Below are 24,931 nucleotides of genomic sequence, written 5' to 3'. Positions count from 1 at the left end.
CTGAAACGGAAATCAACCACTTCCAAAAGCACCGAAGAATAATTTAAACAAAGGAAAAGAGCCTTCTAAAGCGAAGGCTCTTGTTTATTAGGCTTATTTTGATGTTTGAAGTTGCTTTTGAAGTTCTTCCATTACCTCTTTAGCACCTTCACGGCTAAGGATGATCTTTCCGCCTGCAACTGTGTAGTTATCATCAGAAACTTCACCAGTTACTGCACAAGTCATGTTTGGCTTGTATTTCTTAAGGATGATACGGTCATCATCAACATAAATTTCTAAAGCATCTTTCTCTGCAATTCCTAAAGTACGGCGTAATTCGATTGGAATAACGACACGTCCTAGTTCGTCCACCTTACGTACAATTCCTGTAGATTTCATAATAAAATCTCTCCTCTCAAATATATAAAAGATTTCCCTATCTATTTAAATCGTCAGAATTCGACAAAATCCTACGAGAACATCTTACCAAGATTTCCAATTGTCGTCAATAGTTTTGACTTAAACATTTTATAGTCTTTTACCATTGAATTTACTAGACTATACCCATATTATAATACTTCCAAAACCCTGAATTGGAAGATATATTCATATATTGTCATAAAAAATTCAAGAATGTGTAAAAGATGAAAAATTTTAACTGGAAATATTGCTAAAATAATACGTCAAATTTCGACAAAACTAACAACGAAAAAATACTATCCAATTTTCCTTTTCGTCCATCAGCTAGTATGCCTTGACACGCTTTCCATGCATTAGGTATATTTTGAAGGAAGAAAAGAGAATAATGAAAGTATTTACATAGAAATCTTTCGCTTACTTTTTTACTTTTATGTCCTAATGCAAACAGTTTCTTATAATATTGTAAAAAGATACATTTCCCGTTGCAGTTAGATTTTTCCTAACAGAAACACAAATAGCCCCTAAATGGAGGGGCTTTTTTTCCACTATTAGAAAGTGTAACTTGTTAGCACACGATGTTTTTAGACGTTGCACAAGTTTAAATAGTACAAGCGCAACTAAGGCTGACGCGAAAGATTGGCGTCAGCCAAGTTTTCTTTTACTATAAGGTTATTATTTTGAGGAGGCGGCTAGAATGGCGAAACCAACATTCTATATTACAACACCTATTTACTATCCAAGTGGCAAACTTCACATCGGTCATGCATACACAACGACAGCTGGAGATGCGATGGCCCGATACAAGCGTCTTAAAGGTTTTGACGTTATGTATCTAACAGGAACAGATGAACATGGTGAGAAGATTCAAAAGAAAGCAAACGAACAAGGCCTTCATCCTCTAAAATACGTAGACGGTATCGTTGATGATATTAAGGCGCTGTGGAAAAAGATGGACATCTCTTATGATGATTACATCCGTACAACAGAAGACAGACATAAGAAATCTGTCGAAAAGATATTTCAACAGCTTCTTGATCAAGATGATATCTATTTAAGTGAATATGAAGGCTGGTATTGTACGGATTGTGAATCGTTCTTTACAGAGCGTCAGCTTGAAGATGGAAAATGTCCAGATTGCGGACGTGAAGTGAAGAAAGTAAAAGAAGAAAGTTACTTCTTCCGCATGAGTAAATATGCAGATCGTTTATTAGCTTATTATGAAGAAAACCCTTCATTTATTTTTCCAGAGTCACGTAAGCGTGAGATGATCAACAACTTTATCAAGCCTGGTCTAGAAGATCTTGCTGTATCACGTACATCTTTTGATTGGGGAGTAAAAGTTCCAGGAAATCCGAAGCATGTGATCTATGTGTGGATAGATGCGTTGTCTAATTATATTACGGCACTTGGATATGGAAGTGAGAACGAAGATAAATTCAAAAAGTATTGGCCAGCTGATGTTCACTTGATGAGTAAAGAGATCGTTCGTTTCCACACGATCTATTGGCCGATCATGTTGATGGCGCTAGACCTGCCTTTACCGAAACAAGTTATTGCACATGGATGGCTCTTGATGAAAGACGGCAAGATGTCTAAGTCCAAAGGAAACGTAGTGGACCCGACCGTTCTGATCGATCGTTACGGATTAGATCCGCTGCGCTACTATTTGCTACGTGAAGTTCCGTTTGGTTCAGATGGTGTGTTTACTCCAGAAAGCTTCGTAGATAGAGTTAATGCTGATCTTGCAAATGATCTTGGTAACTTGCTGAACCGTACGATTGCGATGATCGGCAAATACTTCGATGGAGAGATCCCTTCATATGAAGGAAAAGTAACTGAGTTTGACGGGACACTTCAAGAGTTTGCACTAGAAACAGTAAGAAAAACAGAAGAAGCTATGGAAAAACTAGAGTTCTCCATCGCGCTTTCAACAATCTGGCAGTTAGTCAGCCGTACGAACAAATATATTGATGAGACTCAGCCGTGGGTATTGGCGAAAGATGAAGCTAAAAAAGGTGAGCTCGGAAGTGTTATGTATCATCTAGCAGAGTCGATCCGCATTGTGTCTGTATTGATCCAGCCGTTCATGACAGAAACTCCAGCGAAGATCTGGAGTCAGTTAGGTCTTGCTGACAAGAGTCTTACAGAATGGAATTCATTAAAAGAGTTCGGTGCGATCCCTGCGAAAACGAAGGTTGAAAAGGGTGACCCGATCTTCCCTCGTTTAGAGACAGAGGTAGAAGTAGAATTTATTAAAAATTCTATGGGCGGCTCTTCGGCACCTGTAGCAGAAGAACCAAAGAAAGAAGAAGTACCGGCTAGTGATGAGAAACCAGAAATCACAATTGATGATTTCATGAAGGTGGATCTTCGCGTAGCCACAGTTCTTGAAGCAGAACCAGTAAAGAAAGCAGATAAACTCTTAAAACTTCAGTTAGACTTAGGCTATGAAAAACGCCAAGTCGTGTCTGGTATTGCGCAGTATTACAAGCCAGAAGACCTTGTCGGTCAAAAAGTGATCTGCGTAACAAACTTGAAACCAGTTAAATTACGCGGCGAACTTTCACAAGGAATGATTCTAGCTGGATCTTCCGATGGCCAGTTAACTTTAGCTACCGTTGACCCGTCACTTCCAAACGGCTCAAAAGTAAAATAAACACAAAAAGCGGGGAGCATTTCCCCGCTTTTTTGTCATTTTTAGTTCATTTGGCAGTGATTTCCTGTAATTTTACTGTCAAAGATAGGTCTTTTAACCTACGTTGTAACTAACTTGTAATGCTACTGTTACCCGAATGAATGGAAAATGTGATAAGATTTGTAAAGTTGAAAGGATGTACACTATGTTTGACACACATGCACATTTAAATGCAACACAGTTTGAAGAAGATCGCGAAGAAGTGATTCAGCGGGCATTAGATGAAGGTGTAACACATATTGTTGTTGTCGGTTTTGATCGTGAAACGATTAAAGGTGCGATGCAGCTGGCAGAGCAATACGACTTTATCTATGCTTGTGTAGGTTGGCATCCAGTGGATGCGATCGACATGACGGATGAAGATCTGGATTGGATTGAGGAACTAGCAGCACACCCAAAAGTTGTTGCCCTTGGTGAGATGGGACTCGATTATCATTGGGACAAGTCGCCTGCCGAAGTTCAGAAAGAAGTTTTCCGACGCCAGATTCGACTTGCTAAAAAGGTAAAGCTTCCGATCGTTATTCATAACCGTGAAGCAACGCAAGATGTTGTAGACATATTGAAAGAGGAAGAAGCCCATGAAGTTGGCGGAATCATGCACTGCTATAGCGGTAGCTTAGAAGTTGCACGTCAATGCATGGATATGAATTTTTACATAAGCTTTGGTGGACCAGTAACGTTCAAGAATGCAAAGAAGGTTAAGGAAGTCGCTGCTGAAATTCCGATGGACCGGCTCTTGATTGAAACAGATTGTCCTTATTTAAGTCCTCATCCGTTAAGAGGAAAAAGAAATGAACCATCTTATGTAAAGTATGTTGCAGAAACACTTTCTGAATTAAAAGATCTTCCACTTGAAGACATCATAGAGAAAACATCCGACAACGCGTTCCGAATTTTTAACATGAACCGATAGGGGATGTTGTCGGAAACTATCAAAGCATAAGAAATATCGCGTTAATCTTTCAAGAATTGACAAAAGAGAAAGGAAATTTGTCAAACGGTTTTCCTTTCTTTTTTTCTTCTTTTCCGTTCATAATGGCCTTGGGTCAATTAATGGCGAAAAGGAGGGTGATTTGACAGAGAGAAAAAAGATATTTATAATGCAGTCCTTGTAGGGGAGGAAATTGAATGAATAGGAATATTACAGCTTTGTTCTCACGTTTCACAAAGAAGAAAGTCTATCTTTCCATCGTTGCTCTTTTCGTTTTAGCCGTAACTTGTGGGTTCGTAGGTTATGAAACTACGAAAGCTAATGTAACGCTAATCCATGACGGAAAGAAAACAGAAGTGAACACGCATGCTAACACAGTTAGAGAGCTATTAAGCGAACAAAACATAAAGATAAATCAACATGATTCAGTTAAACCAGGTCTTGATGCCAAGGTAACTGACAACATGAAGATCGATTATTTACAAGCAAAAGAAATCAACCTTACCGTGAACGGCAAGGAAAAAACGATATGGACGACAGCGAAGACTGTTGAACAATTCGTCCAAGAACAGCAGCTAACGTTAAAAGAGCATGATTCTATTAAGCCAAATCTGACTGCTGATATTAAGGATCAAGGTAAGATCCAGATCGAATCAGCATTCCCGGTTAAGCTTGTTGTAGGCGGAAAAGCTCAGCAAGTTTGGACCACTTCGACTACCGTCGCTGACCTTTTGAAGCAACAAAAGGTATCTTTAGGTGAAATTGATCGAGTATCACCTGCTAAGTCAGATAAAATTACTGGCAAAACACAGGTTGAAGTCATCCGAGTAGAAAAGGTCACCGATGTAGTGGAAGAAGAAACACCGTTTGCTGTTGTTAACCGTAAAGACAGCGGGTTAACAAAAGGTAAAGAGCGTGTCGTGCAAGATGGAACAAAAGGTAAACGTGAAAAGCGCTTTGAAGTAGTCATGGAAAATGGGAAAGAGATTTCCAGAAAACTGATCAGCGAAAAAACGTTATCCGATAGCTCGGATAAAATTGTTGCTGTTGGTACTAAAGCTAAGCCACAGCCAAAACCACAGCCGGTTGTATCTCGTAGCCAATCTGCTTCAAGCAGTTCTGGCGGTCGAGAAATAACGGTAACAAGTACAGCTTATACAGCTAATTGTGCTGGTTGCTCAGGAATTACGGCTACTGGATTTAATCTAAAGTCAAATCCAAATGCGAAAGTTATCGCAGTCGATCCTAGTGTGATTCCACTTGGCTCAAAAGTGTATGTTGAAGGATATGGATATGCCATTGCTTCAGATACTGGGGGAGCAATTAAAGGTAATAAGATTGACGTATTCTTTTCTTCACAGTCACAAGCAGAGTCTTGGGGAAGAAAATCAGTTAAAATTCGCATCATTAATTAATATTAAGAGCATGGGGAAAAAATCCCTGTGCTTTTTTTGTGCGCGGGGACAACTAGATCGCAAAACGATTCTCATTACTCTGAAGACCTAGACTTTCTTGACGCCTGGGGTATACTAGTAAAAGATGTTTTGTCGTTCAATACATTAGACGTTGCAATACCTAAAAAGGTTTCACCGTTTTGGAGGAAATCATGAAAAAAATCAAAGAAATTATAGTAGTTGAAGGAAAAAGCGATACGCTTGCTATAAAAAGATCTGTACTTGCAGATACAATAGAAACAAATGGTTCAGAAATTAGCATAGATACGTTAAACCGCATCAAAAGAGCACATGAGACTCGAGGGATTATTGTTTTTACCGATCCGGATTTTCCGGGCAAGAGAATTCGTCAAATTATTTCAGAGTACGTACCAGGCTGTAAACACGCTTACTTAGAAAAATCGGATGCGATTGCGAAAGGCGACAAGGGTGTAGGCGTTGAGCATGCGTCACGAGAAGCTATAATCGAAGCCATCGAACATGTTAGAGAAGAACTATTAGAATCAGAGGATGAGTTGATCACATGGGACGATCTGATGGCTGCAGGATTAACGGGCGGCCCTGATTCAAAACATAGACGTGAAGTGATCGGAAGAGAGCTGCGTTTAGGATATATGAATGCAAAACAATTACATAAACGTCTTAATATGTTCAGAGTCACACCAGAGGAATTTGAGCAGGCGTTAAAGGCGCTTTATAGCAATGAGGAGGAATAAAAGCATATGAGAAAAGATATATCGACTCCACAATCGACAAAAGCCATTCTAGAGAAGCATGGCTTTACGTTTAAAAAGAGTCTGGGTCAAAATTTCCTGATCGATCGTAATATCTTAAACAATATAGTAAACGCGGCAGATTTAACAGAGGATTCAGGCGTCATCGAAATTGGTCCTGGAATCGGAGCGTTAACGGAGTTTATTGCAAGATCATCAAAAAAAGCGGTAGCATTTGAAATTGATCAACGCCTTCTCCCCATATTAGAAGAAACGTTAGCTCCTTATCCCCATGTAGATGTCATCCATAGTGATGTCTTAAAAGCGGATATACACGCTGTCATTAAAGAACACTTTGAAGAAGGGCAAGATCTCATGGTTGTCGCGAACTTGCCGTATTACGTCACAACACCGATCATTATGAAACTTCTTCAAGACAAACTTCCGATTCGAGGCATTGTATGTATGATTCAAAAAGAGGTTGCCGACCGTCTTGCAGCTTCACCTGGTACGAAGGATTACAACTCGCTGTCTATAGCGATCCAATATTACGCAACAGCCGAGACGATGATCAAGGTGCCTAAAACAGTTTTTGTTCCAGCTCCAAATGTTGATTCATCTGTCATTAAGCTGACACTTCGAAAAGAACCTGCAGTTTCAGTTAAGGATGAAGACTTCTTCTTTACTGTTGTAAGATCATCATTTGCACAAAGAAGAAAGACACTTTGGAACAACCTAACAAGCCAGCTCGTCCCAAAAGATAAGAAAGAAGAGCTTCAAACGATACTAGAATCGATCGATATCGATCCTAAACGTCGAGGAGAAACCCTTTCTATCGAGGAATTCGGAAAATTAGCTGATGCTCTTTTACCTCTTGTAAAATAAACCTCATTTTTCCCCCTTCTCTCACATAACCTTATAAAAGGAACAGAGGGAGCTATGGAGCTTGTTACTCCGAATAGGGGGAGTAAAATGAAACTAGAGATTGGATCAATTGTAAGCAGAAACTCTTACAAGCGAGATTTACTATTTCGGGTTGTAGGATTCAGTGAGGATCGGACCATTGCAGAACTCGCTGGCGAAGAGCTTAGACTCTGGGCAGATGCACCTGTCGATGACTTATTTGTCGTTGATGATAAGCATATGTCTGAACATAGGCAAGTGGAAAAAGAAAAAGAAGAGTCTTCATTAAAATTATTCAGACAGGACTATTATTTATTAAGGCAAAAGCGTGAGTATTTATCGACGAACGGATATCAATATGATCAATCCTACTTTGAGCTTCCTGGCAGAGTGCTTCATATTGACGGAGACCCATTATACTTAAATAAATGCTTGGAACTTTATAAGAAGCTAGGAGTGCCTGTGTATGGTATTCATATGAAGGAATCAGAAATGCCTGAGAAAGTTCCAGCGCTTGTGGACGAGGTAAGACCTGATATTCTTGTTATAACGGGTCACGATGCTTATATGAAGTCAAAAGGCGATGTGACAGATGTGAATGCGTATCGTCATACAAAATATTTCGTTAGAACCGTTCGCGAAGTTAGAAGGAAATATACACATCTCGATCATTTAATGATTTTTGCAGGTGCCTGTCAGTCCCATTTTGAATCTTTAATAAAAGTAGGCTCTAATTTTGCCAGCTCACCTGCTCGTATAAATATCCATGCGCTCGATCCAGTCTATATTGTCTCAAAGATCAGTTTGACGTCTTTTATGGACCGCGTAAACGTCATGGACGTCCTCCGCAACACCTTAACAGGTAAAGAAGGATTAGGCGGTGTTGAGACAAAGGGATTCCTAAGAACAGGAATGCCGATTAAATCAAAACCATAACGCAAATAAACTCCGGATTTCTCCGGGGTTTTTTTGCGTTAGGATCTCATCTGAAAACTCCTATAGTAAACGCGTTTTTTGTCGTACCAAAAAAAGATAAATGAAAGAAATTTATATCAAAAGTGCCCGAATTAAACAATTATTTGTAAGAAATATTCATTTTATACATAATGTACAGGAAATTTGGCATACTAAAAAAAGCAAAAAAAAGGATATTTGGTCATTGACATGAAAATGCTTTGCTTGCTATAATGAAAATTTTAATTTGACAAAAAAACACGATTTGTGTTATAATTTGTCTAAGTGAGGTGGAGCCTAAAATGGGTAAAACAATAGTGGACATTAGACGCTCTTTAGAGTCCAACGTGGGTAGAAGACTTTCTTTACGTGCGAACGGCGGTCGACGTAAAACGATCGAACGACTTGGAACACTGGAAGAAACATACCCGGCAGTTTTTATTATCAAATTAGATCAGGACACCAACGCTTTTGAACGTGTTTCTTATAGTTACGCGGATGTACTCACAGAAACAGTAGAACTTACATTCTTAGAAGATACACAAGCAGCAATCGGGCAGTAAGAGTCTTTACTGCTATTTTTTTTACTTGCTGGTTGTGATCGGCATAATAAATACATATAATCAGCACCATCACGTAAGATAAAACCCCTTTTGGAGATACTATGATGTATCGCATATGAAAGGGGTTTTCTTATGGGACGAAGAAAAAATGGCATGATGTCTGAAGGGTTAAAAACAGAGATCGCAAAAGAACTTGGCTTTTATGATACGGTTCAGCGTGAGGGCTGGGGTGGAATTCGCTCTAAAGACGCAGGCAATATGGTAAAACGGGCTCTAGAGATCGCTGAACAACGCTTTAACAGCGAAAACAGATAAATATGCGGTAGTTCTAGCCGGAGGCCAATCGCGTCTCCGGTTTTCCTCTACAGGGAAGGTTTGATTTTTTCTATATTTCACGCCACATACTGTGTTACTATTAAAAATATCAAAATTGTGCAAGATGGTAGGCAGGGATAATGATGACAATTAATAAAGTATCCATTAAAGCTCCAGCAAAAATTAATCTGTCTCTCGATGCGTTGCGTAAAAGAGAAGACGGATTTCATGAAGTGGCTATGGTAATGACAACGGTAGATCTGGCTGATCGGATCGAACTAACTTTATTAGAGGCAGACGAAATTAAAATTGAAAGTTCCGGTGGCTTTGTTCCACTTGATGAACGAAATCTAGCCTTTCAGGCAGCATTGCTTTTAAAGAAAACATTTAACATTACAAAAGGTGTTTATATACATATATCTAAGCACATCCCTGTTGCAGCAGGACTAGCGGGTGGAAGCAGTGATGCGGCAGCTACATTAAAAGGACTTAATGAACTCTGGGGACTTGGCCTGTCATTGGATGAATTGGCTGAGCTGGGTGCAAAGATCGGTTCAGACGTTTCTTTTTGCGTGTATGGAGGAACGGCTTTAGCGACGGGTAGAGGTGAAAAAATCCATCATATCTCGTCACCGCCTCCTTGTTGGGTCCTCTTAGCTAAGCCGCCGATCGGAGTCTCTACAGGTGAAGTGTATCGAAACTTAAGGCTTCAAGGCATCAAGCATCCTGATGTAGAAGGGATGGTCAAAGCGATCGAAGAAAAAGATTACGATAAGATCTGCAGCCTTCTAGGAAATGTTTTAGAATCGGTTACCCTCAAGATGTATCCGGAAGTAAAACACATTAAAGAGCAGATGATGCGCCTTGGAGCGGACGCTGTGCTTATGAGTGGAAGCGGACCAACTGTTTTCGGTCTGTTTCAGCATGAATCCCGACTTCAAAGAGTGTATAACGGTTTAAGAGGCTTTTGTCATGAAGTTTATGCTGTGCGTTTATTAGGGGAATGATTGATAAAATCCGTATAAAAATGGTATATTATCTTCAAACATTCGGTTTTGGAGGATAATATGAAATTAAAAAGAAGCGGAAGAATGGTAGATTTAACAGGTTACCTTCTTCACCATCCCCATCAACTCATCCCGTTATCTTATTTTGTAGAACGGTACGAATCGGCCAAATCATCGATAAGTGAAGACCTGGCTATTATTAAAGAACATTTTGAACAGCACGGTTTGGGCCATGTTCAAACGGTTCCAGGTGCAGCCGGCGGCGTTAAATATATTCCAGGCATAGATCAAACAGAAGCGGAAGAAACGGTAAAAGAACTTGTTGAGCTGCTTGAAGACCCTAGCCGTATCTTGCCTGGAGGGTATTTGTACGTCACAGATATCATCGGAAACCCAAGGTTAGTGAACCAGATCGGAAGGCTGTTTGCATCTGCTTTCTCATCGCGGAAAATTGATGTAGTGATGACGATCGCAACAAAAGGTATCCCCCTTGCATACGCAGTAGCGACACATCTAAACGTTCCTGTCGTCGTTGTACGAAGCAACAGCAGAGTAACAGAAGGGTCTACCGTAAGTATTAACTATGTGTCGGGTTCAACTAAACGTATTCAGACGATGGCTCTCGCAAGAAGAAGTATCAAACAGGGGTCAAGGGTACTCATCATCGATGACTTTATGAAAGCGGGCGGAACGATTAAGGGAATGATCAGCTTGATCGAAGAGTTTCAAGCACACATTGAAGGTATCGGTGTCCTCGTTGAGGCTCAAGAAGTATCAGAGAGACTTGTAGATGATTATGTTTCCATTGCACGACTTGCACAAGTGAACGAAAAAGAAAATCGCATCGAAGTGGAAAAAGGCAACTACTTTCTAAACGGAGGTCAAGCATGATGAAAAAAATTCATACAGAAGAAGCACCACCAGCAATCGGCCCTTATTCTCAAGGAATCATAATAGACCAGTTGTTCTTCAGTTCAGGTCAGATTCCTCTTACAAAAGAAGGCGTTATGATCGATGGAGATGTGAAGGAACAGACTCATCAAGTTTTTCAAAATCTGCAAGCGGTCTTGAAAGAAGCAGGATCTTCGCTTGATCAAGTCGTAAAAGCAACGGTTTTTATTAGCGACATGAACGAGTTTGCTGATATTAACGAAGTGTATGCTGAATATTTCAGCGAACATAAACCAGCACGCTCTTGTGTAGAAGTTGCAAGACTTCCAAAAGATGCAAAAGTAGAAATCGAAGTTATTGCACTTATAAAATAAGTCCTTATAGGGCTTATTTTTTTTGTTTTGCTCTGGAAATAGTAAAACAATTCGCGGGAATATCTCAAAAATTTCTAGGATTATTGATTAATTATATCGAATCATTGTCATTTATACCCAAATTGGTATAAATTCACTGTCACTCTAATTAAATTCTGTAGCAAATTTCTTCGTGGCTAACTTGAACGATGAACTGCTAATAAATTCGATCAAAATGAATCTAAAATACTAGGCGGGGAAAGACATCACAAATTTTTTAAAAATTTTTATTATTCCAAGAAGGATTTTGTAAAAAGCTGCAGAATTGTAGTATTACGTTCTTATTTTGGAAAAAGGTGGTGTTTGTGAATGGAAGTGACTGACGTAAGATTACGCCGTGTAAATACAGAAGGTCGTATGAAAGCGATTGCCTCCATTACAATCGATCATGAATTTGTTATTCATGATATTAGGGTAATCGATGGCAATAATGGAATGTTCGTAGCTATGCCAAGCAAACGAACACCAGATGGAGAGTTCCGTGATATCGCGCATCCAATCACGTCTAGTACACGTGAGAAGATCCAAAACGCGGTGTTAACAGAATATCACCGTATGGGAGAGATGGAGTCTGCTTTAGAAGAAGCAGGAGCTTCTTAATATCTCAATAAGAATTTAGAGCCTAGTCAGAATGATTGGGTTCTTTTTATTTGCTCTTTTTTTCCTCATAAGAGAGAACCTTCCTATATATACCCCTTACATATTAAAAAATCACCTCATTTTTCAATAAATTTTATCAAACCATTGACAATCCCGCGTCACTTCTTGAAATGACTACGTGTTTAAGATATATTCGTAATGGTATGTTAAGAAATATTTAAGATTTAGGAAAATGGATGGAGGTTCACAATGACAAATCGCTATGCGGTCATTCTTGCTGCGGGTCAAGGAACAAGGATGAAATCCAAGTTATATAAAGTGTTGCATCCTGTTTGTGGGAAACCGATGGTTCAACATGTGGTTGATCAGATCAACTCTCTTCAAATGAAACAGTTGGTGGCTGTTGTCGGCCATGGTGCTGAAAAAGTTCAAGATCAATTGGGCTCTGACGTTCAGTACGTGCTTCAAGAAGAGCAGCTTGGTACAGCACATGCTGTTATGCAAGCTGAAAACGCCCTAGCAAATAAAGAAGGAATCACACTTGTTGTTTGTGGTGATACACCTCTTATTACATCGGAAACAATGGAAAAACTCATTGCAGAACATGAGTCTCTCGGTGCAAAAGCAACAATCCTTACAGCTAAAGCTAAGGATCCTACTGGATACGGACGTATTATCCGTAACAGTGAAGGAACGGTTGAGCGCAATGTAGAACACAAGGACGCATCTGAAGAAGAGCGTAAAGTAACTGAGATCAATACTGGGACTTACTGCTTTGATAATAAGGCGTTGTTTGATGCGCTTAAACAAGTTAACAATGAAAACGTACAAGGCGAATACTATTTGCCTGATGTTATAGAGATCTTAAAAAATGCTGGCGAAGTAGTAGCTGCTTATCAAACACCTGATTTTAATGAAACATTAGGAGTAAATGACAGAGTGGCATTATCGCAAGCTGAACGTTATATGAAGAAACGAATCAACGAACGGCATATGAGAAATGGTGTTACGTTGATCGACCCTGATCAAACCTATATTTCAGATGATGCAGAAATCGGAAGCGATACGGTCATCTATCCTGGGACAGTAATCTTAGGGCAAACGAAAATAGGAGAAGAAAACATTATCGGTCCTCAATCTGAGATCAAAGATAGTGTTATTGGAAATGGAAACACGATTCGTCAATCTGTTATTCACGACAGTGAAGTTGGAGATCTGACGGCAATCGGTCCATTTGCTCACATCCGTCCGAAGTCCGTTCTTGAGAACAAAGTAAAGATCGGAAACTTTGTAGAAATAAAAAAATCTGTGATGAGTTCAGGAAGTAAAGCATCTCATCTTAGCTATATTGGTGATGCTGAGATCGGAAAAGATGTTAACCTAGGCTGCGGATCTATCACAGTGAATTACGATGGTAAGAACAAGTTTTTAACAAAGGTTGAAGATGGGGCGTTTATTGGCTGTAACTCTAACTTGGTTGCTCCAGTTACCGTTGGCAAGAATGCTTATGTTGCAGCTGGCTCAACAATAACAGATGATGTTCCTGCTGATTCATTATCTATCGCGAGATCGCGTCAAACTGTTAAAGAAAACTATGTTCAAAAACTAAACGAAAAACAAAACCAATAATTTTAAGAGTGGGGAAGGATGGAGCCATCAATGAGTACGTATGTAGATCCTACATTGAAAGTTTTCACGTTAAATTCTAACAAGGAATTATCAAAGGAGATTGCTCAGCACATTGGAATTGAGCTTGGAGAAAGTTCAGTTACAAAGTTTAGTGACGGGGAAATTCAGATTAATATTGAAGAAAGTATTCGTGGCTGTGAAGTTTACGTTATTCAATCTACAAGTGATCCCGTTAACCAACACTTAATGGAACTTTTAATCATGATTGATGCATTAAAGCGTGCTTCTGCAAAAACGATTAACGTAGTAATGCCTTACTATGGCTATGCACGTCAAGACCGTAAAGCACGTGCACGTGAGCCGATCACAGCTAAACTTGTAGCTAACCTGCTTGAAACTGCTGGTGCAACTCGTGTTATTGCGATCGATCTTCATGCGACTCAAATTCAAGGCTTCTTCGACATCCCAGTTGACCAATTACTTGGTGTGCCGATCTTAGCAAATTATTTTGCAAACAAAGAATTAGATGATATCGTAATCGTATCGCCAGATCATGGTGGAGTTACGAGAGCAAGAAAGATGGCTGATCGCTTAAAAGCACCAATCGCTATCATTGATAAGCGACGCCCTCGCCCGAACGTATCTGAAGTTATGAACATCGTTGGTAACATTGAAGGAAAAACAGCGATCTTAATCGATGATATTATTGATACGGCTGGAACGATCACTCTAGCAGCTAACGCACTTGTAGAAAACGGCGCGAAAGAAGTTTATGCATGCTGTACGCACCCTGTTCTATCAGGCCCTGCGATGGATCGTATCCAGAACTCTTCTATTAAAGAGCTAGTTGTTACAAACACGATCGTTCTTCCTGAAGAGAAGAAGATTGATAAAGTAACACAGCTTTCTGTAGCTCCTTTATTAGGAGAAGCAATCATTCGCGTTCACGAGCAACTATCTGTATCTAAATTGTTTGATTAAGATTATAAAGCTCTTCTATAGAGATTTTTGCATTTGAGATTTTTTTACTCTCATCTTTGGAAAGTTGATTGAAGTGGAAGGTGCGAGACTCCTGGGGGATCAGCGGGACAGGTGAGACTCTTAACAGCGCAAAGCGCTAAGAGGCTCACCGCACGCCCCCCGGAAAGCGAGCACCTGAAACGGAAATCAACTACTTTCAAGAGCAACAAGGAAAACACTGATTAACTTTCGCTTAAGAAGTGCTTGCTAAATCGATTTCTAACTTCACGTTTTAAAATCTTTCAGTTCGGGTAATGCTTTAAAGAGACTCGAAATAGGAAAGGTGGATCTCATTATGGCAACGAATCTAACAGTCGAAAAAAGAAATACAGACAAACGTTCGATTTTAACGGAATTAAGAAGTAAAGGACATTTCCCGGCAAACCTTTATGGTTATGGGACTAAAGCTGTAGCTTTATCCGTTGATGAGCCTGAATTTATTAAAGCTTACAGAGAAGTAGGCAAGAATGGCGTACTCAAATTAAAAGTAGATGGAAAAGATTATTCTGTCATGGTACAGGATATGCAAGTTCATCCTTTGAAAAATTCTGTTACGCACGTAGATTTTCTAGCAATTGACTTAAATAAAGAAACAGAAGCAGAGGTACCTGTTGTCCTAACTGGTGAATCTGTTGGAGTTAAAGAAGGCGGAGTATTGCAACGTGTACTTGCAACAGTAAACGTTAAAGCATTACCTGCGGACTTCCCAGAACAATTAGAAGCTTCTGTTGAAGAATTAAATATAGGGGATTCCTTATCAGTTAAGGACTTGCCAACAGGTAAAAAATACGAAATTCTTCACGAGGAAGACGAAGTAATTGCGAGTGTAACACCTCCAAAACTTCAAGATGAAGAAACGGACGAAGAAACAGAAGAAGCGGATGCAGAAGGAGATGCTCCAGAATCCTCTGAATCTGTTGCTGATGACAGTCAGGAAGAAGAAAAGTAAGACGAATAGAATGAATGAATATAAAAACGCAGCGACCGCTGCGTTTTTATTCTGTTATCCCAATTGTGTATAATGTTTATAAGACAATTGAAGGTAAGGTGAACATAGAGTGAAATTGTTTATAGGGCTCGGGAATCCAGGATCTCGTTTTGATGGTACCCGACATAATATAGGTTTTGAAGTCATCGATACATTATCGGACTCCTTAAACATCCCCCTGCAGCAAACAAAGTTTAAAGGAATTTACGGAACAGGTGTAGTTAAGGGAGAGAAAGTCTTCTTATTAAAACCGTTAACGTATATGAATTTATCTGGAGAATGTATAGGACCTTTCATGGACTATTTTCAGATTCCATTAGAAGACATGATTGTCGTGTACGATGATCTCGATACGATTCCAGGAAAATTAAGACTTCGTACAAAGGGGAGCGCAGGAGGGCATAACGGAATAAAATCCATGATCGCTCACCTTGGTACGCAAGAATTTAAAAGAATCCGATTTGGTATCGGACGCCCTACGAACCAACAGCCCGTTCCAGATTTCGTATTAAATCGTTTTTCTAAAGAGGAATCCGTAGATATCGAAAATGGTATCGATCGATCTGTGAAAGCGTGTGAAGCTTTTCTAGACACATCATTTGATAAAGTTATGAATAAGTTTAACGGCTAAAGAATAGATTACACATGTTCCGCTCATAATGGTTAGTATAATGCTAACCGAAAGGGGACTGTGCATGGCTATTCATTACCGGTGCAGGCATTGTAAAACACATGTTGGTACGATAGACCATCATACTGTTAATGCGGCACAGCTTGGATTTGAAACATTAAGTAACGAAGAACGGCAGGAATTACTCTCCTATAAAGAGAATGGAGATATAGAGGTTACAACGACATGTGAGGATTGTCAGGATACGCTAGAACGAAATCCGGAGTATCATACACTGAAATCCTTTATTCAATAAGGTAATGCTTTGGCCAAAGCCTATCTAAGCGGGCCAAAGCCTTTTTCTGTTTAAAATAGCTGTTTTTGTATTCCTTTGATGTTTTTGAAAGTAGTTGATTTCCGTTTCAGATGCTCGCTTTCCGCGGGGCGGGCGGTGAGCCCCTTGCCGCGTTGCGCCTTTAAGGGTCTCACCTGACCGCTTGTCCTAGCCGAGAGTCTCGCATCTTACACTACAATCAACTTATCAATGAAGGGGTTTCTACAGAAATATCCGAAAGCCAAAATTTTAAAGATCACTGTTTATAGAACCAATGACTAGCTCTTGTGAGAGGGGGAGTAAGAAATGCTTGGATTGAAGAAATATTTTAGTCAGGGAGAAGACTTTAAATCGATAATGGATGGCATCAATGGAGGACTGAAAGAACAACTCGTCGCTGGTCTTTCAGGTTCTGCCCGAACGATGCTTATCAGCAGTCTTCACGAGAATACAGGAAAACCTCAACTCGTTGTCACCCATAATCTATTTCAAGCACAAAAACTATATGAAGATCTAACTTCTCTTTTATCTGAAGATGAAGTTTATTTATATCCTGTAAATGACCTGATCTCATCTGAGATGGCTATATCGAGTCCTGAATTAAAAAGCCAAAGAATCGAGGCTTTAAATCAGCTGAGTCGATCTTTTAAAGGTGTCATCATTACGCCTGTTGCTGGGTTAAGACGATACTTGCCACCCGTTGAAGTTTGGGAAAAAGCTGGTCTTTCTTTTCAGGTAGGTGAAGATATCGATTCAGATGAAGTCTTAAAAAAATTAGTTGCGATGGGTTATGAACGTTCATCGATGGTTCAAACACCGGGAGAATTTAGTGTTCGTGGTGGAATTATTGATATTTATCCGCTTACTGAAAAGAACCCTGTTCGAATTGAGCTTTTTGACACAGAGATCGACTCTATTCGATATTTTGAAGCAGAAACACAACGTTCACAGGATAAGGTAAAGACAATTTCCATTGCACCAGCTGAAGAACTTATTCTTTTTGATGAACATTATAACAGCGCTGCAGATCGCATAGATGCCAAGTTAGCTTCTACTTTAAAAAATATCAAAGATGATGCACTTAAAGAAACACTCGTTGAAAATATCAGCTATGAAACAGGAAGGTTGCGTGAAAAGCAGCAGTTTCAAAGCATGTATAAATACGCATCCCTCTTTTACGATGAACCGGCGAGTCTTTTGCAATACATATCACCTAATAGCTTAGTGGTAATGGATGAGATCGGCCGTATTCAAGAAACGAGTCAACAGCTAGATAAAGAAGAAGCAGAATGGCAGACGGCACTTCTTGAGCATGGAGAGCTGGTACAGGACCTTACGATCTCGCCAGATACAAATGGGTTACTTGGTGATAAAAAGGCGTTTCCTATTATCTATCTATCTCTGTTCTTAAGACATGTGCCACACACACAGCCTCAAAATATTCTGAACGTAGAATGCAAGAGCATGCAGAATTTCCACGGTCAGATGAATGTATTAAAAGGTGAGATGGATCGTTGGAAAAAGCTTGGATTTGCGATCGTTTTTATAGCGATGAACAAAGAGCGCGCAACCCGGCTGGAACGGGTACTTGCAGATTATGAGATGGATGCAGGAATCATTGGAGCAGACCAGAACATTCAGCCGAAAACGAGTCAGATCTTACTTGGAGATCTAGGAAGCGGATTTGAATCTGTTAAGCAAAAGCTCGTTGTAATCACAGAAGAAGAAGTATTTACGAAAAAAGCGAAACGTCCTGCAAGAAAACAGAAGATGACGAACGCAGAGCGAATCAAGAGCTACTCTGAATTAAAAGTTGGCGATTATGTCGTTCACGTGAATCATGGGATCGGTAAATACTTAGGAATTGAAACGCTTGAGATCAAAGGGGTCCATAAAGATTATCTGCATATTAAATATTCCGGAAACGATAAGCTTTATGTGCCGGTTGAACAGATCGACCAAGTTCAAAAATATGTAGGCTCTGAAGGCAAAGAACCAAAGATTTACTCTCTTGGCGGTAGTGATTGGAAGAAAGTTAAGAGCAGAGTTAAGTCTTCGGTTCAAGATATTGCGGATGATCTCATCAAGCTTTATGCAGAGCGTGAAGCGAGCAGAGGTTACGCTTTTGCTGAAGATGGTGCCGAACAGAGTGAGTTTGAGGGAAGTTTTCCTTACCAAGAAACGGACGATCAGCTTCGAGCGATCGAAGAGATCAAAAAAGACATGGAGAGCGTTCGTCCGATGGATCGTCTGCTTTGTGGAGATGTAGGTTACGGAAAAACGGAAGTGGCGATACGTGCGGCGTTTAAGGCGATCATGGACGGTAAGCAAGTGGCGTTCCTTGTTCCTACAACTATCTTAGCTCAGCAGCATTTTGAAACGTTTCGTGAGCGGTTTTCTGAGTTTCCGATCACGATTGGAAGCTTAAGTCGTTTTCGATCTAAAAAAGAGCAAAACGAAGTGCTAAAAGGCTTAAAAGCAGGTACGGTCGATATCGCGATCGGCACACACCGCTTGCTTTCTAAAGATGTTCAATATAAGGATCTAGGCTTGCTCATCATTGATGAAGAGCAGCGTTTCGGCGTTACGCACAAAGAAAAGATCAAAACACTAAAATCAAACGTGGATGTACTTACATTAACGGCAACGCCTATTCCGCGTACACTTCACATGTCGATGCTAGGTGTTCGTGATCTATCTGTAATTGAAACACCGCCTGAGAATCGTTTCCCGGTTCAAACATATGTGATGGACTATAATGGTTCTCTTGTTCGAGAAGCGATCGAAAGGGAGATGGGTCGCGGCGGGCAGGTATATTTCTTATATAACCGTGTGGATTCGATAGAACGAATGGCAGAGCAAATCTCGATGCTTGTTCCAGATTGCCGTGTTGCCTATGCTCACGGTCAGATGTCTGAGAATGAGCTGGAAAGTGTCATGCTGGAGTTCTTAGAAGGAAACTATGATGTGTTAGTATCTACGACGATCATCGAGACGGGTGTAGATATTCCTAACGTAAATACATTAATCGTGTACGATGCGGATAAGATGGGACTCTCACAGCTTTATCAGTTAAGAGGGCGTGTTGGTCGTTCCAACCGTGTTGCTTATGCGTATTTTACGTATCAACGAGATAAAGTACTAACAGAAGTTGCGGAAAAACGTCTTCAGGCGATTAAAGAATTTACCGAGTTAGGATCAGGGTTTAAGATCGCGATGCGAGATCTTTCTATTCGTGGTGCGGGTAACCTCCTAGGTGCCCAGCAACATGGATTTATCGACTCGGTAGGTTTCGATCTATACTCGCAGATGCTTGAAGAAGCGATTCAAGAAAGGAAAGGCAACAAGCCGAAAGAAGTGGAAGAAGACGTTGACCTTAACATTGGGGTGGATGCTTACATTCCCACGAATTATATTGGTGACGAAAAGCAAAAGATTGAGATGTACAAACACGTACGTGCAGCAAAAGCTTTAAAAGATATATCCGATTTGCAAGAGGAATTTATCGACCGTTTTGGTGACTACCCAGTAGAAGTCGAATGCTTGCTTTTAGTAGCGGGCATTAAACTCCGTGCAAAACGAGAAGGCGTTAAGCTGATCGAACAGAAGCAGGATACGGTGAATATGATTCTAAATGAGAAGACAACTTCATTGCTTGATGGCGGAAAGATGTTCGAGATTGCCAATAAGATCGGCAGACATGTAAATCTTGGCATGCAGGGTAACCTCATGAAAGTGATTATTAACCGAAAACGAGTAAAAGATTTGGATCTGTTGAAGCAGATCGATCTTTTCCTAAAAGAAATGAAGCATGCTAGGAAAGAAAAGACAACAAATACACCATAAATTATAATAACCCTCTCTTTCGTGAATAGAACAGGAGATGTAACAAATAATAAACCTAGGAAATGGAACATTCTTTCAGTGAAGGAACCATTTTGTTACAACAATGATTCATCATCATCCGAAAGAGAGGGCATTATCTATATGAAAGCAACTGGTATCGTTCGACGTATTGATGACCTCGGGCGCGTTGTCATTCCAAAAGAAATCCGCAGAACACTTCGGATTCGTGAGGGAGACCCGCTTGAGATCTTTGTAGACAGAGATGGAGAGGTCATTTTAAAGAAGTATTCTCCAATCAATGAGCTTGGAGACTTCGCAAAAGAATATGCAGAGAGCCTTGCAGACAGTACAGGTCATGTTGTGTTAATTGCTGACCGTGATACATACATTGCGGTAGCTGGCGGATCCAAGAAAGATTATCACAATAAAAGCATCGGTAAAGTAGTAGAAGCTTCTATGAGTGACAGAAAGACGTTAGTAGAGCCGAACGGAACGGAAGCTGAGCTGATCGATGGGATTAAAGAAAACACTTCTCACGTGATCGCGCCGATTATCGCAGGTGGAGACCCAATCGGAGCTGTTGTTATGATTGGTAAAGAAGGAAAGAAGCTTACAGAACTTGAGCAAAAACTTGCTGAAACTGCAGCTGGGTTTCTAGCAAGACAGATGGAGCAATAAGAAAGAGCGATTTATGCTCTTTCTTTTTTTTGCGCTGTTGGAACGAGTAATCCTCCTTATCGCTCTCTTTATGGTACCGGAGGAGAATCGCATATCGCAGGGCGATATACACGGACTATGGTATAATACCTTGAATTATGTTCCATCCAAAAAGAATGTGTCGACAATTGTCGTCCCGGGAAATATAAATGCTATAAATTTTGAGGTACTTCATGAAAACAAAGAACTATTCCGTATGGGAAGGGGCTATGCTGCTGACTGCAGCTGCCATTATCGTTAAATTACTCAGTGTCGTTTATCGGATTCCTTATCAGAACATGACGGGTGATTTTGGATTTTATGTGTTTCAGCAAGCTTATCCGTTTTATGCGATAGCCGTTGCTATCGCCTTTACAGGTTTTCCGATGGCTCTTTCAAAAATGATCGTGTCAGAGAAGAATAAAGATGATCATTTGATCAAAACAGCAGCGTGGACTTCTGTTAGTTTAGGTTTAGTATCATTCCTGTTTTTATTTTTAGCGGCACCATTCATGGCACAATGGATGGGAGACCGGCATCTAGAACTGCCGATCAAAGTGATATCTGTTCTTTTTCTGTTTATTCCGCTCTCTGCCTTTTTTAGGGGGACCTATCAAGGGTTTGGCGATATGCAACTGACGGCTGTTTCGCAGTTGATCGAACAGACTATCAGAGTTTCAGGCATCTTACTATTATCTTATTATTTCGTTTTAAAAGGGTATTCCAGTTATGAAACAGGAGCGGCAGCGCTCTTTGGATCGGTTATCGGTGCGCTCGCATCAGGATTGTTTCTTTTGTACTTTTGGAAAAAAGGTGTAGCGGCTCCCTATGGCTCGAAGGCAAGATTTAGTTTTCTATATGCCGCAGAGTTATTAAAAACGAGCATCTATCTGTCATTAAGCGCACTCATCTTAGCGTTGATGCAGCTTGTTGATGCTTTTCTTTTCGTTAACGTTTGGATAGAAAGCGGCATGAAGGCTTATGATGCAAAACTTTTGAAAGGCGTTTTTGACCGCGGTCAACCTCTTCTTCAGTTAGGAACAGTGCTAGCCGCATCTGTAGCACTTGCCGTAGTACCAGAGATGGCGTCACTTGCAGCAGAAAAGAAACAAAAAGAAATCCGAACGCTTGCCAAGCTCTCCGTGAAAATTTCTATCGTTTTTGGCGGGGCAGCGGCAATAGGGCTAATCTTTATAATGAAATACCTCAATGTTATGCTGTTTAAAAATGATGATGGATCGCTTGCTCTTGCTATCCTTTGTATTTCAATTATTTTTGTATCCATCATCTATACGACCACAGGACTTTTACAAGGAATCGGTCAGGGTCGTTTTGCGGCATACACCGTTCTTGTCGCGGTATTGATAAAAATCCTTGGCAACTTGTTGCTCATACCTTCTTTTGGTATGGAAGGGGCAGCTGGATCTACCGTGCTGGCTACAATGGCTGCAGCGCTTGCACAACTATTGAAGCTTCAATTCGTTACGAAGTTTCTAACCGGAAGCAGAAAAACAACACTCCTTACACTATTCATCTCTCTGTTATTGATGGGTGCAGGTGTATGGACATGGATTCATATGACGGAAAACTATATATTCATAGCAGATACTCGCTTTAAAGCGATGTTGATCAGTATCAGTTCTTCATTTATTGGTGCAGTGATCTATATTCTCTGTATCTCAGTATTTAAAGTATTTTCTCAAAATGAATGGAACTCGGTCTTTCATTCTATTGGTTTTATTCAAAAAGTGTTTAAACGTCTTAAAAAAAGGAGACCATGATGACGAAGAAGATTACGATTATCGGTTTAGGTGCAGGAGATTTAGACCAGATGACACTTGGCATCTACCGCATGTTAGAATCAGCTGAAAAAGTATACGTACGAACGATTCATCACCCTGCGATTGAAGAATTAATGAATCAAGGAAAGCACTTTGTTGCATTTGATGAAATCTATGAAAAACATGAACAGTTTGAGCCCGTGTACGAAGAAATTGCCGAAACCCTATTTAAACAAGCTGAGATAGAAGGTCATGTCCTTTATGCTGTACCAGGCCACCCGTTAGTTGCGGAGCAAGCGGTACAGATTCTTCTTCATAACAGTAAGAGTAAAGGAATCGAGGTTTCGGTAGCTGGCGGAAAGAGTTTCCTTGATGAAATGTATACGGCTCTAAAGATTGATCCGATTGAAGGGTGCCAGATTCTTGATGGAACTTCATTAAAAAAAGACGAGGTTCAGATCAGGCATCACCTTGTAATCGTACAAGTATACGATAACTTTATCGCTTCAGAAGTAAAGCTAACTTTGATGGATAAGTATCCCGATGATTATGAAGTAACCATCGTTACAGCAGCAGGTAGTGCTGAGGAGTCTATTAAAGTAGTACCGCTATATGAGCTAGATCAGTCTGTTACATTGAATAATTTAACTGCCGTGTATGTTCCTCCGGTAAAAGAAGAAGAACTGTTATACAGAGACTTTGCGTTCTTAAAAAATGTCATTGCTCGACTGCGTGGCCCTGGAGGCTGTCCGTGGGATCAGAAGCAAACACACGTGACGTTAAAGAAGTATTTGATCGAGGAAGCTTATGAAGTGTTAGAGGCGATTGATGAAGAAGACGACGATGCTCTAGCTGAAGAATTAGGTGATGTGTTGCTTCAAGTTCTGCTTCACGCACAAATTGGGGAAGATGAAGGCTTCTTTGTTTTAGAAGACGTGATTGAAACGTTAACTGAAAAGATGATCCGCCGTCATCCTCACGTTTTTAGCGATGTTTCTGCAGAGGACGCAGATCAGGTTGTTGCAAATTGGGATGCGATTAAATCACAAGAAGCAGGAAAAGAAGATCGTGATTCTTTATTAGATGGCGTACCAAAGGGAATTCCAGCTATCCAAAAAGCGTTTCTTTATCAAAAAAAGGCAGCGAAAGTTGGCTTCGACTGGAGAGAAGTTGAACCGGTAGTCGATAAGATCTTAGAAGAATTAAAAGAGTTCCAAGAAGCTGAGGGTGATGAACAGCAAAAAGAATTAGGAGATCTGTTGTTCTCTGTTGTGAATCTAGCTCGCTTTTACAAGATTGACCCGGAAGAAGCTCTAAATGAAACAAACCGTAAATTCAAGAAGCGCTTCAACTACATCGAGCAGGAACTAAAGAAGCAAAGTCTCTCTTTTGACGACGTCACTTTAGAAGAAATGGACCGTCTTTGGAACGAGGCAAAATAATTTTTTTTTCAACAAAGAAGGATTATAGTGAAAAATAGAGAATATTTTCTCGAGAAATAACATGAAACCCTTAATTATAGGGGGTTTCTAGCGAAATCTTTGATAGAAACTTTAGGAGGTAATTAAAATGAACAAAAATGAATTGGTAACAAATATCTCAGAAAAGTCAGGACTTACTAAGAAAGACGTAGAAACAGTCGTTAATGGCGTAATCGATGAAATCACTTCTGCTCTAAAAGACGGAGACAAAGTACAGTTTGTTGGATTTGGAACTTTCGAAACTCGTGAGCGTTCTAGCCGTACTGGCCGCAACCCTCAAACAGGTAAAGAAATTCAAATTCCAGCAGCAACTGTTCCGGCATTTAAAGCAGGAAACAAGCTGAAAGAAGCTGTTAAGTAAGCATGCGCTTAGATAAATTTCTGAAAGTCTCGCGCCTGATCAAGCGGAGAACCGTGGCGAAAGAGATTTCAGATCAAGGGCGTATCTCCATTAATGGATTGCAGGCGAAGGCTTCCTCTGATGTAAAAGTAGGGGACGAGCTTGCGATACGTTTTGGTCAAAAGCTTGTTAAAGTTAAGATCAACGAGCTTAAAGATACGACAAAAAAAGAGGACGCGGATAACATGTATACCGTCCTCGAAGAAAACCGCATCGAAACGACTGAGTGAAGAACCTGATTTTTTCAGGTTCTTTTCTTTTTTTTTTGCGAAAAATTCGGATCACTGACGAATCATTGTCATTTAACG

24 protein-coding genes are annotated in these 24,931 nt (G+C 40.2%); 23 read left to right on the top strand and 1 reads right to left on the bottom strand.

Translation table 11 applies throughout. The features are described from left to right. Window positions 1–93 precede the first annotated feature (93 nt). The gene (locus HU823_RS21460) at window positions 94–378 is read right to left on the bottom strand and encodes an AbrB/MazE/SpoVT family DNA-binding domain-containing protein (protein ID WP_066238107.1); all 285 of its coding nucleotides are present in this window, start codon (window positions 376–378) and stop codon (window positions 94–96) included. A 715-nt stretch (window positions 379–1,093) separates the two neighbouring features. Here HU823_RS21460 and metG point away from each other — a divergent pair. The 23 genes from metG to HU823_RS21345 all read left to right on the top strand — a co-directional run bounded on the left by metG (window position 1,094) and on the right by HU823_RS21345 (window position 24,853). After that, window positions 1,094–3,055 carry a methionine--tRNA ligase gene (gene metG / locus HU823_RS21455; protein WP_197223301.1) on the top strand — a complete coding sequence of 654 codons (1,962 nt, stop codon included), beginning with the start codon at window positions 1,094–1,096 and terminating at the stop codon, window positions 3,053–3,055. Between the two features lie 184 nt (window positions 3,056–3,239). Continuing rightward, window positions 3,240–4,007 (top strand): TatD family hydrolase, encoded by a 768-nt coding sequence (locus HU823_RS21450; RefSeq protein WP_144704796.1) that lies wholly within the window; start codon window positions 3,240–3,242, stop codon window positions 4,005–4,007. Window positions 4,008–4,222: 215 nt separating this feature from the next. Then, the gene (locus HU823_RS22200; protein ID WP_144704798.1) at window positions 4,223–5,440 is read left to right on the top strand and encodes a G5 and 3D domain-containing protein; all 1,218 of its coding nucleotides are present in this window, start codon (window positions 4,223–4,225) and stop codon (window positions 5,438–5,440) included. A 191-nt stretch (window positions 5,441–5,631) separates the two neighbouring features. Then, the gene (gene rnmV / locus HU823_RS21440; RefSeq protein WP_197223300.1) at window positions 5,632–6,195 is read left to right on the top strand and encodes a ribonuclease M5; all 564 of its coding nucleotides are present in this window, start codon (window positions 5,632–5,634) and stop codon (window positions 6,193–6,195) included. A gap of 6 nt (window positions 6,196–6,201) precedes the next feature. Then, window positions 6,202–7,077 carry a 16S rRNA (adenine(1518)-N(6)/adenine(1519)-N(6))-dimethyltransferase RsmA gene (rsmA, locus tag HU823_RS21435; protein WP_197223299.1) on the top strand — a complete coding sequence of 292 codons (876 nt, stop codon included), beginning with the start codon at window positions 6,202–6,204 and terminating at the stop codon, window positions 7,075–7,077. Between the two features lie 87 nt (window positions 7,078–7,164). After that, on the top strand, window positions 7,165–8,031 hold the full coding sequence (yabG, locus tag HU823_RS21430) for a sporulation peptidase YabG (protein WP_144704804.1): 867 nt from the start codon (window positions 7,165–7,167) through the stop codon (window positions 8,029–8,031). Window positions 8,032–8,351: 320 nt separating this feature from the next. Continuing rightward, window positions 8,352–8,612, top strand: coding sequence for a biofilm formation stimulator Veg (veg, locus tag HU823_RS21425; RefSeq protein WP_066238125.1), 261 nt, complete (start codon window positions 8,352–8,354; stop codon window positions 8,610–8,612). A gap of 132 nt (window positions 8,613–8,744) precedes the next feature. Continuing rightward, window positions 8,745–8,927: a small, acid-soluble spore protein, alpha/beta type gene (locus HU823_RS21420; protein WP_144704807.1), complete on the top strand. Its 183-nt coding sequence runs from the start codon at window positions 8,745–8,747 to the stop codon at window positions 8,925–8,927. Between the two features lie 143 nt (window positions 8,928–9,070). Continuing rightward, window positions 9,071–9,934 carry a 4-(cytidine 5'-diphospho)-2-C-methyl-D-erythritol kinase gene (gene ispE / locus HU823_RS21415; protein ID WP_191755375.1) on the top strand — a complete coding sequence of 288 codons (864 nt, stop codon included), beginning with the start codon at window positions 9,071–9,073 and terminating at the stop codon, window positions 9,932–9,934. A 60-nt stretch (window positions 9,935–9,994) separates the two neighbouring features. Then, window positions 9,995–10,825, top strand: coding sequence for a pur operon repressor (purR, locus tag HU823_RS21410; protein WP_197223298.1), 831 nt, complete (start codon window positions 9,995–9,997; stop codon window positions 10,823–10,825). Then, complete coding sequence (locus HU823_RS21405; protein ID WP_231607594.1) at window positions 10,822–11,199, top strand: RidA family protein; 378 nt, start codon at window positions 10,822–10,824, stop codon at window positions 11,197–11,199. The genes purR and HU823_RS21405 overlap by 4 nt, the downstream gene beginning before the upstream one ends. Before the next feature lie 348 nt (window positions 11,200–11,547). Beyond that, window positions 11,548–11,838: a septation regulator SpoVG gene (gene spoVG / locus HU823_RS21400; RefSeq protein WP_066238133.1), complete on the top strand. Its 291-nt coding sequence runs from the start codon at window positions 11,548–11,550 to the stop codon at window positions 11,836–11,838. A gap of 249 nt (window positions 11,839–12,087) precedes the next feature. Continuing rightward, on the top strand, window positions 12,088–13,467 hold the full coding sequence (gene glmU / locus HU823_RS21395) for a bifunctional UDP-N-acetylglucosamine diphosphorylase/glucosamine-1-phosphate N-acetyltransferase GlmU (RefSeq protein ID WP_197223297.1): 1,380 nt from the start codon (window positions 12,088–12,090) through the stop codon (window positions 13,465–13,467). Window positions 13,468–13,497: 30 nt separating this feature from the next. Then, window positions 13,498–14,448, top strand: coding sequence for a ribose-phosphate diphosphokinase (locus HU823_RS21390; RefSeq protein ID WP_066390512.1), 951 nt, complete (start codon window positions 13,498–13,500; stop codon window positions 14,446–14,448). Between the two features lie 334 nt (window positions 14,449–14,782). Then, complete coding sequence (locus HU823_RS21385) at window positions 14,783–15,436, top strand: 50S ribosomal protein L25/general stress protein Ctc (protein WP_144704816.1); 654 nt, start codon at window positions 14,783–14,785, stop codon at window positions 15,434–15,436. 109 nt (window positions 15,437–15,545) lie between these two features. Then, complete coding sequence (gene pth, locus HU823_RS21380) at window positions 15,546–16,106, top strand: aminoacyl-tRNA hydrolase (protein ID WP_144704819.1); 561 nt, start codon at window positions 15,546–15,548, stop codon at window positions 16,104–16,106. A gap of 64 nt (window positions 16,107–16,170) precedes the next feature. After that, window positions 16,171–16,401 (top strand): anti-sigma-F factor Fin family protein, encoded by a 231-nt coding sequence (locus HU823_RS21375; protein WP_066390519.1) that lies wholly within the window; start codon window positions 16,171–16,173, stop codon window positions 16,399–16,401. A gap of 324 nt (window positions 16,402–16,725) precedes the next feature. Next, a complete protein-coding gene (gene mfd / locus HU823_RS21370; protein WP_197223296.1) occupies window positions 16,726–20,265 on the top strand; it encodes a transcription-repair coupling factor in 3,540 nt (1,179 codons plus the stop codon). A gap of 141 nt (window positions 20,266–20,406) precedes the next feature. Further along, window positions 20,407–20,943, top strand: coding sequence for a stage V sporulation protein T (gene spoVT / locus HU823_RS21365; protein ID WP_137792166.1), 537 nt, complete (start codon window positions 20,407–20,409; stop codon window positions 20,941–20,943). 212 nt (window positions 20,944–21,155) lie between these two features. After that, window positions 21,156–22,742 carry a putative polysaccharide biosynthesis protein gene (locus HU823_RS21360; protein ID WP_197223295.1) on the top strand — a complete coding sequence of 529 codons (1,587 nt, stop codon included), beginning with the start codon at window positions 21,156–21,158 and terminating at the stop codon, window positions 22,740–22,742. Continuing rightward, window positions 22,742–24,184 carry a nucleoside triphosphate pyrophosphohydrolase gene (gene mazG / locus HU823_RS21355; RefSeq protein WP_197223294.1) on the top strand — a complete coding sequence of 481 codons (1,443 nt, stop codon included), beginning with the start codon at window positions 22,742–22,744 and terminating at the stop codon, window positions 24,182–24,184. The genes HU823_RS21360 and mazG overlap by 1 nt, the downstream gene beginning before the upstream one ends. 127 nt (window positions 24,185–24,311) lie before the next feature. Then, entirely contained in the window at window positions 24,312–24,584 is a 273-nt protein-coding gene (locus tag HU823_RS21350; protein WP_066238167.1) for an HU family DNA-binding protein, read from the top strand. A 2-nt stretch (window positions 24,585–24,586) separates the two neighbouring features. Continuing rightward, the gene (locus HU823_RS21345) at window positions 24,587–24,853 is read left to right on the top strand and encodes an RNA-binding S4 domain-containing protein (protein WP_066390530.1); all 267 of its coding nucleotides are present in this window, start codon (window positions 24,587–24,589) and stop codon (window positions 24,851–24,853) included. The last annotated feature ends 78 nt before the right edge of the window (window positions 24,854–24,931 follow it).

The organism is Fictibacillus sp. 18YEL24 (assembly GCF_015903855.1).
GTDB classification, from domain to species: domain Bacteria; phylum Bacillota; class Bacilli; order Bacillales; family Fictibacillaceae; genus Fictibacillus; species Fictibacillus phosphorivorans_C.
The sequence above is the reverse complement of the archived record's forward strand: the minus strand, read 5'-3'. Positions and strand labels throughout refer to the sequence as shown.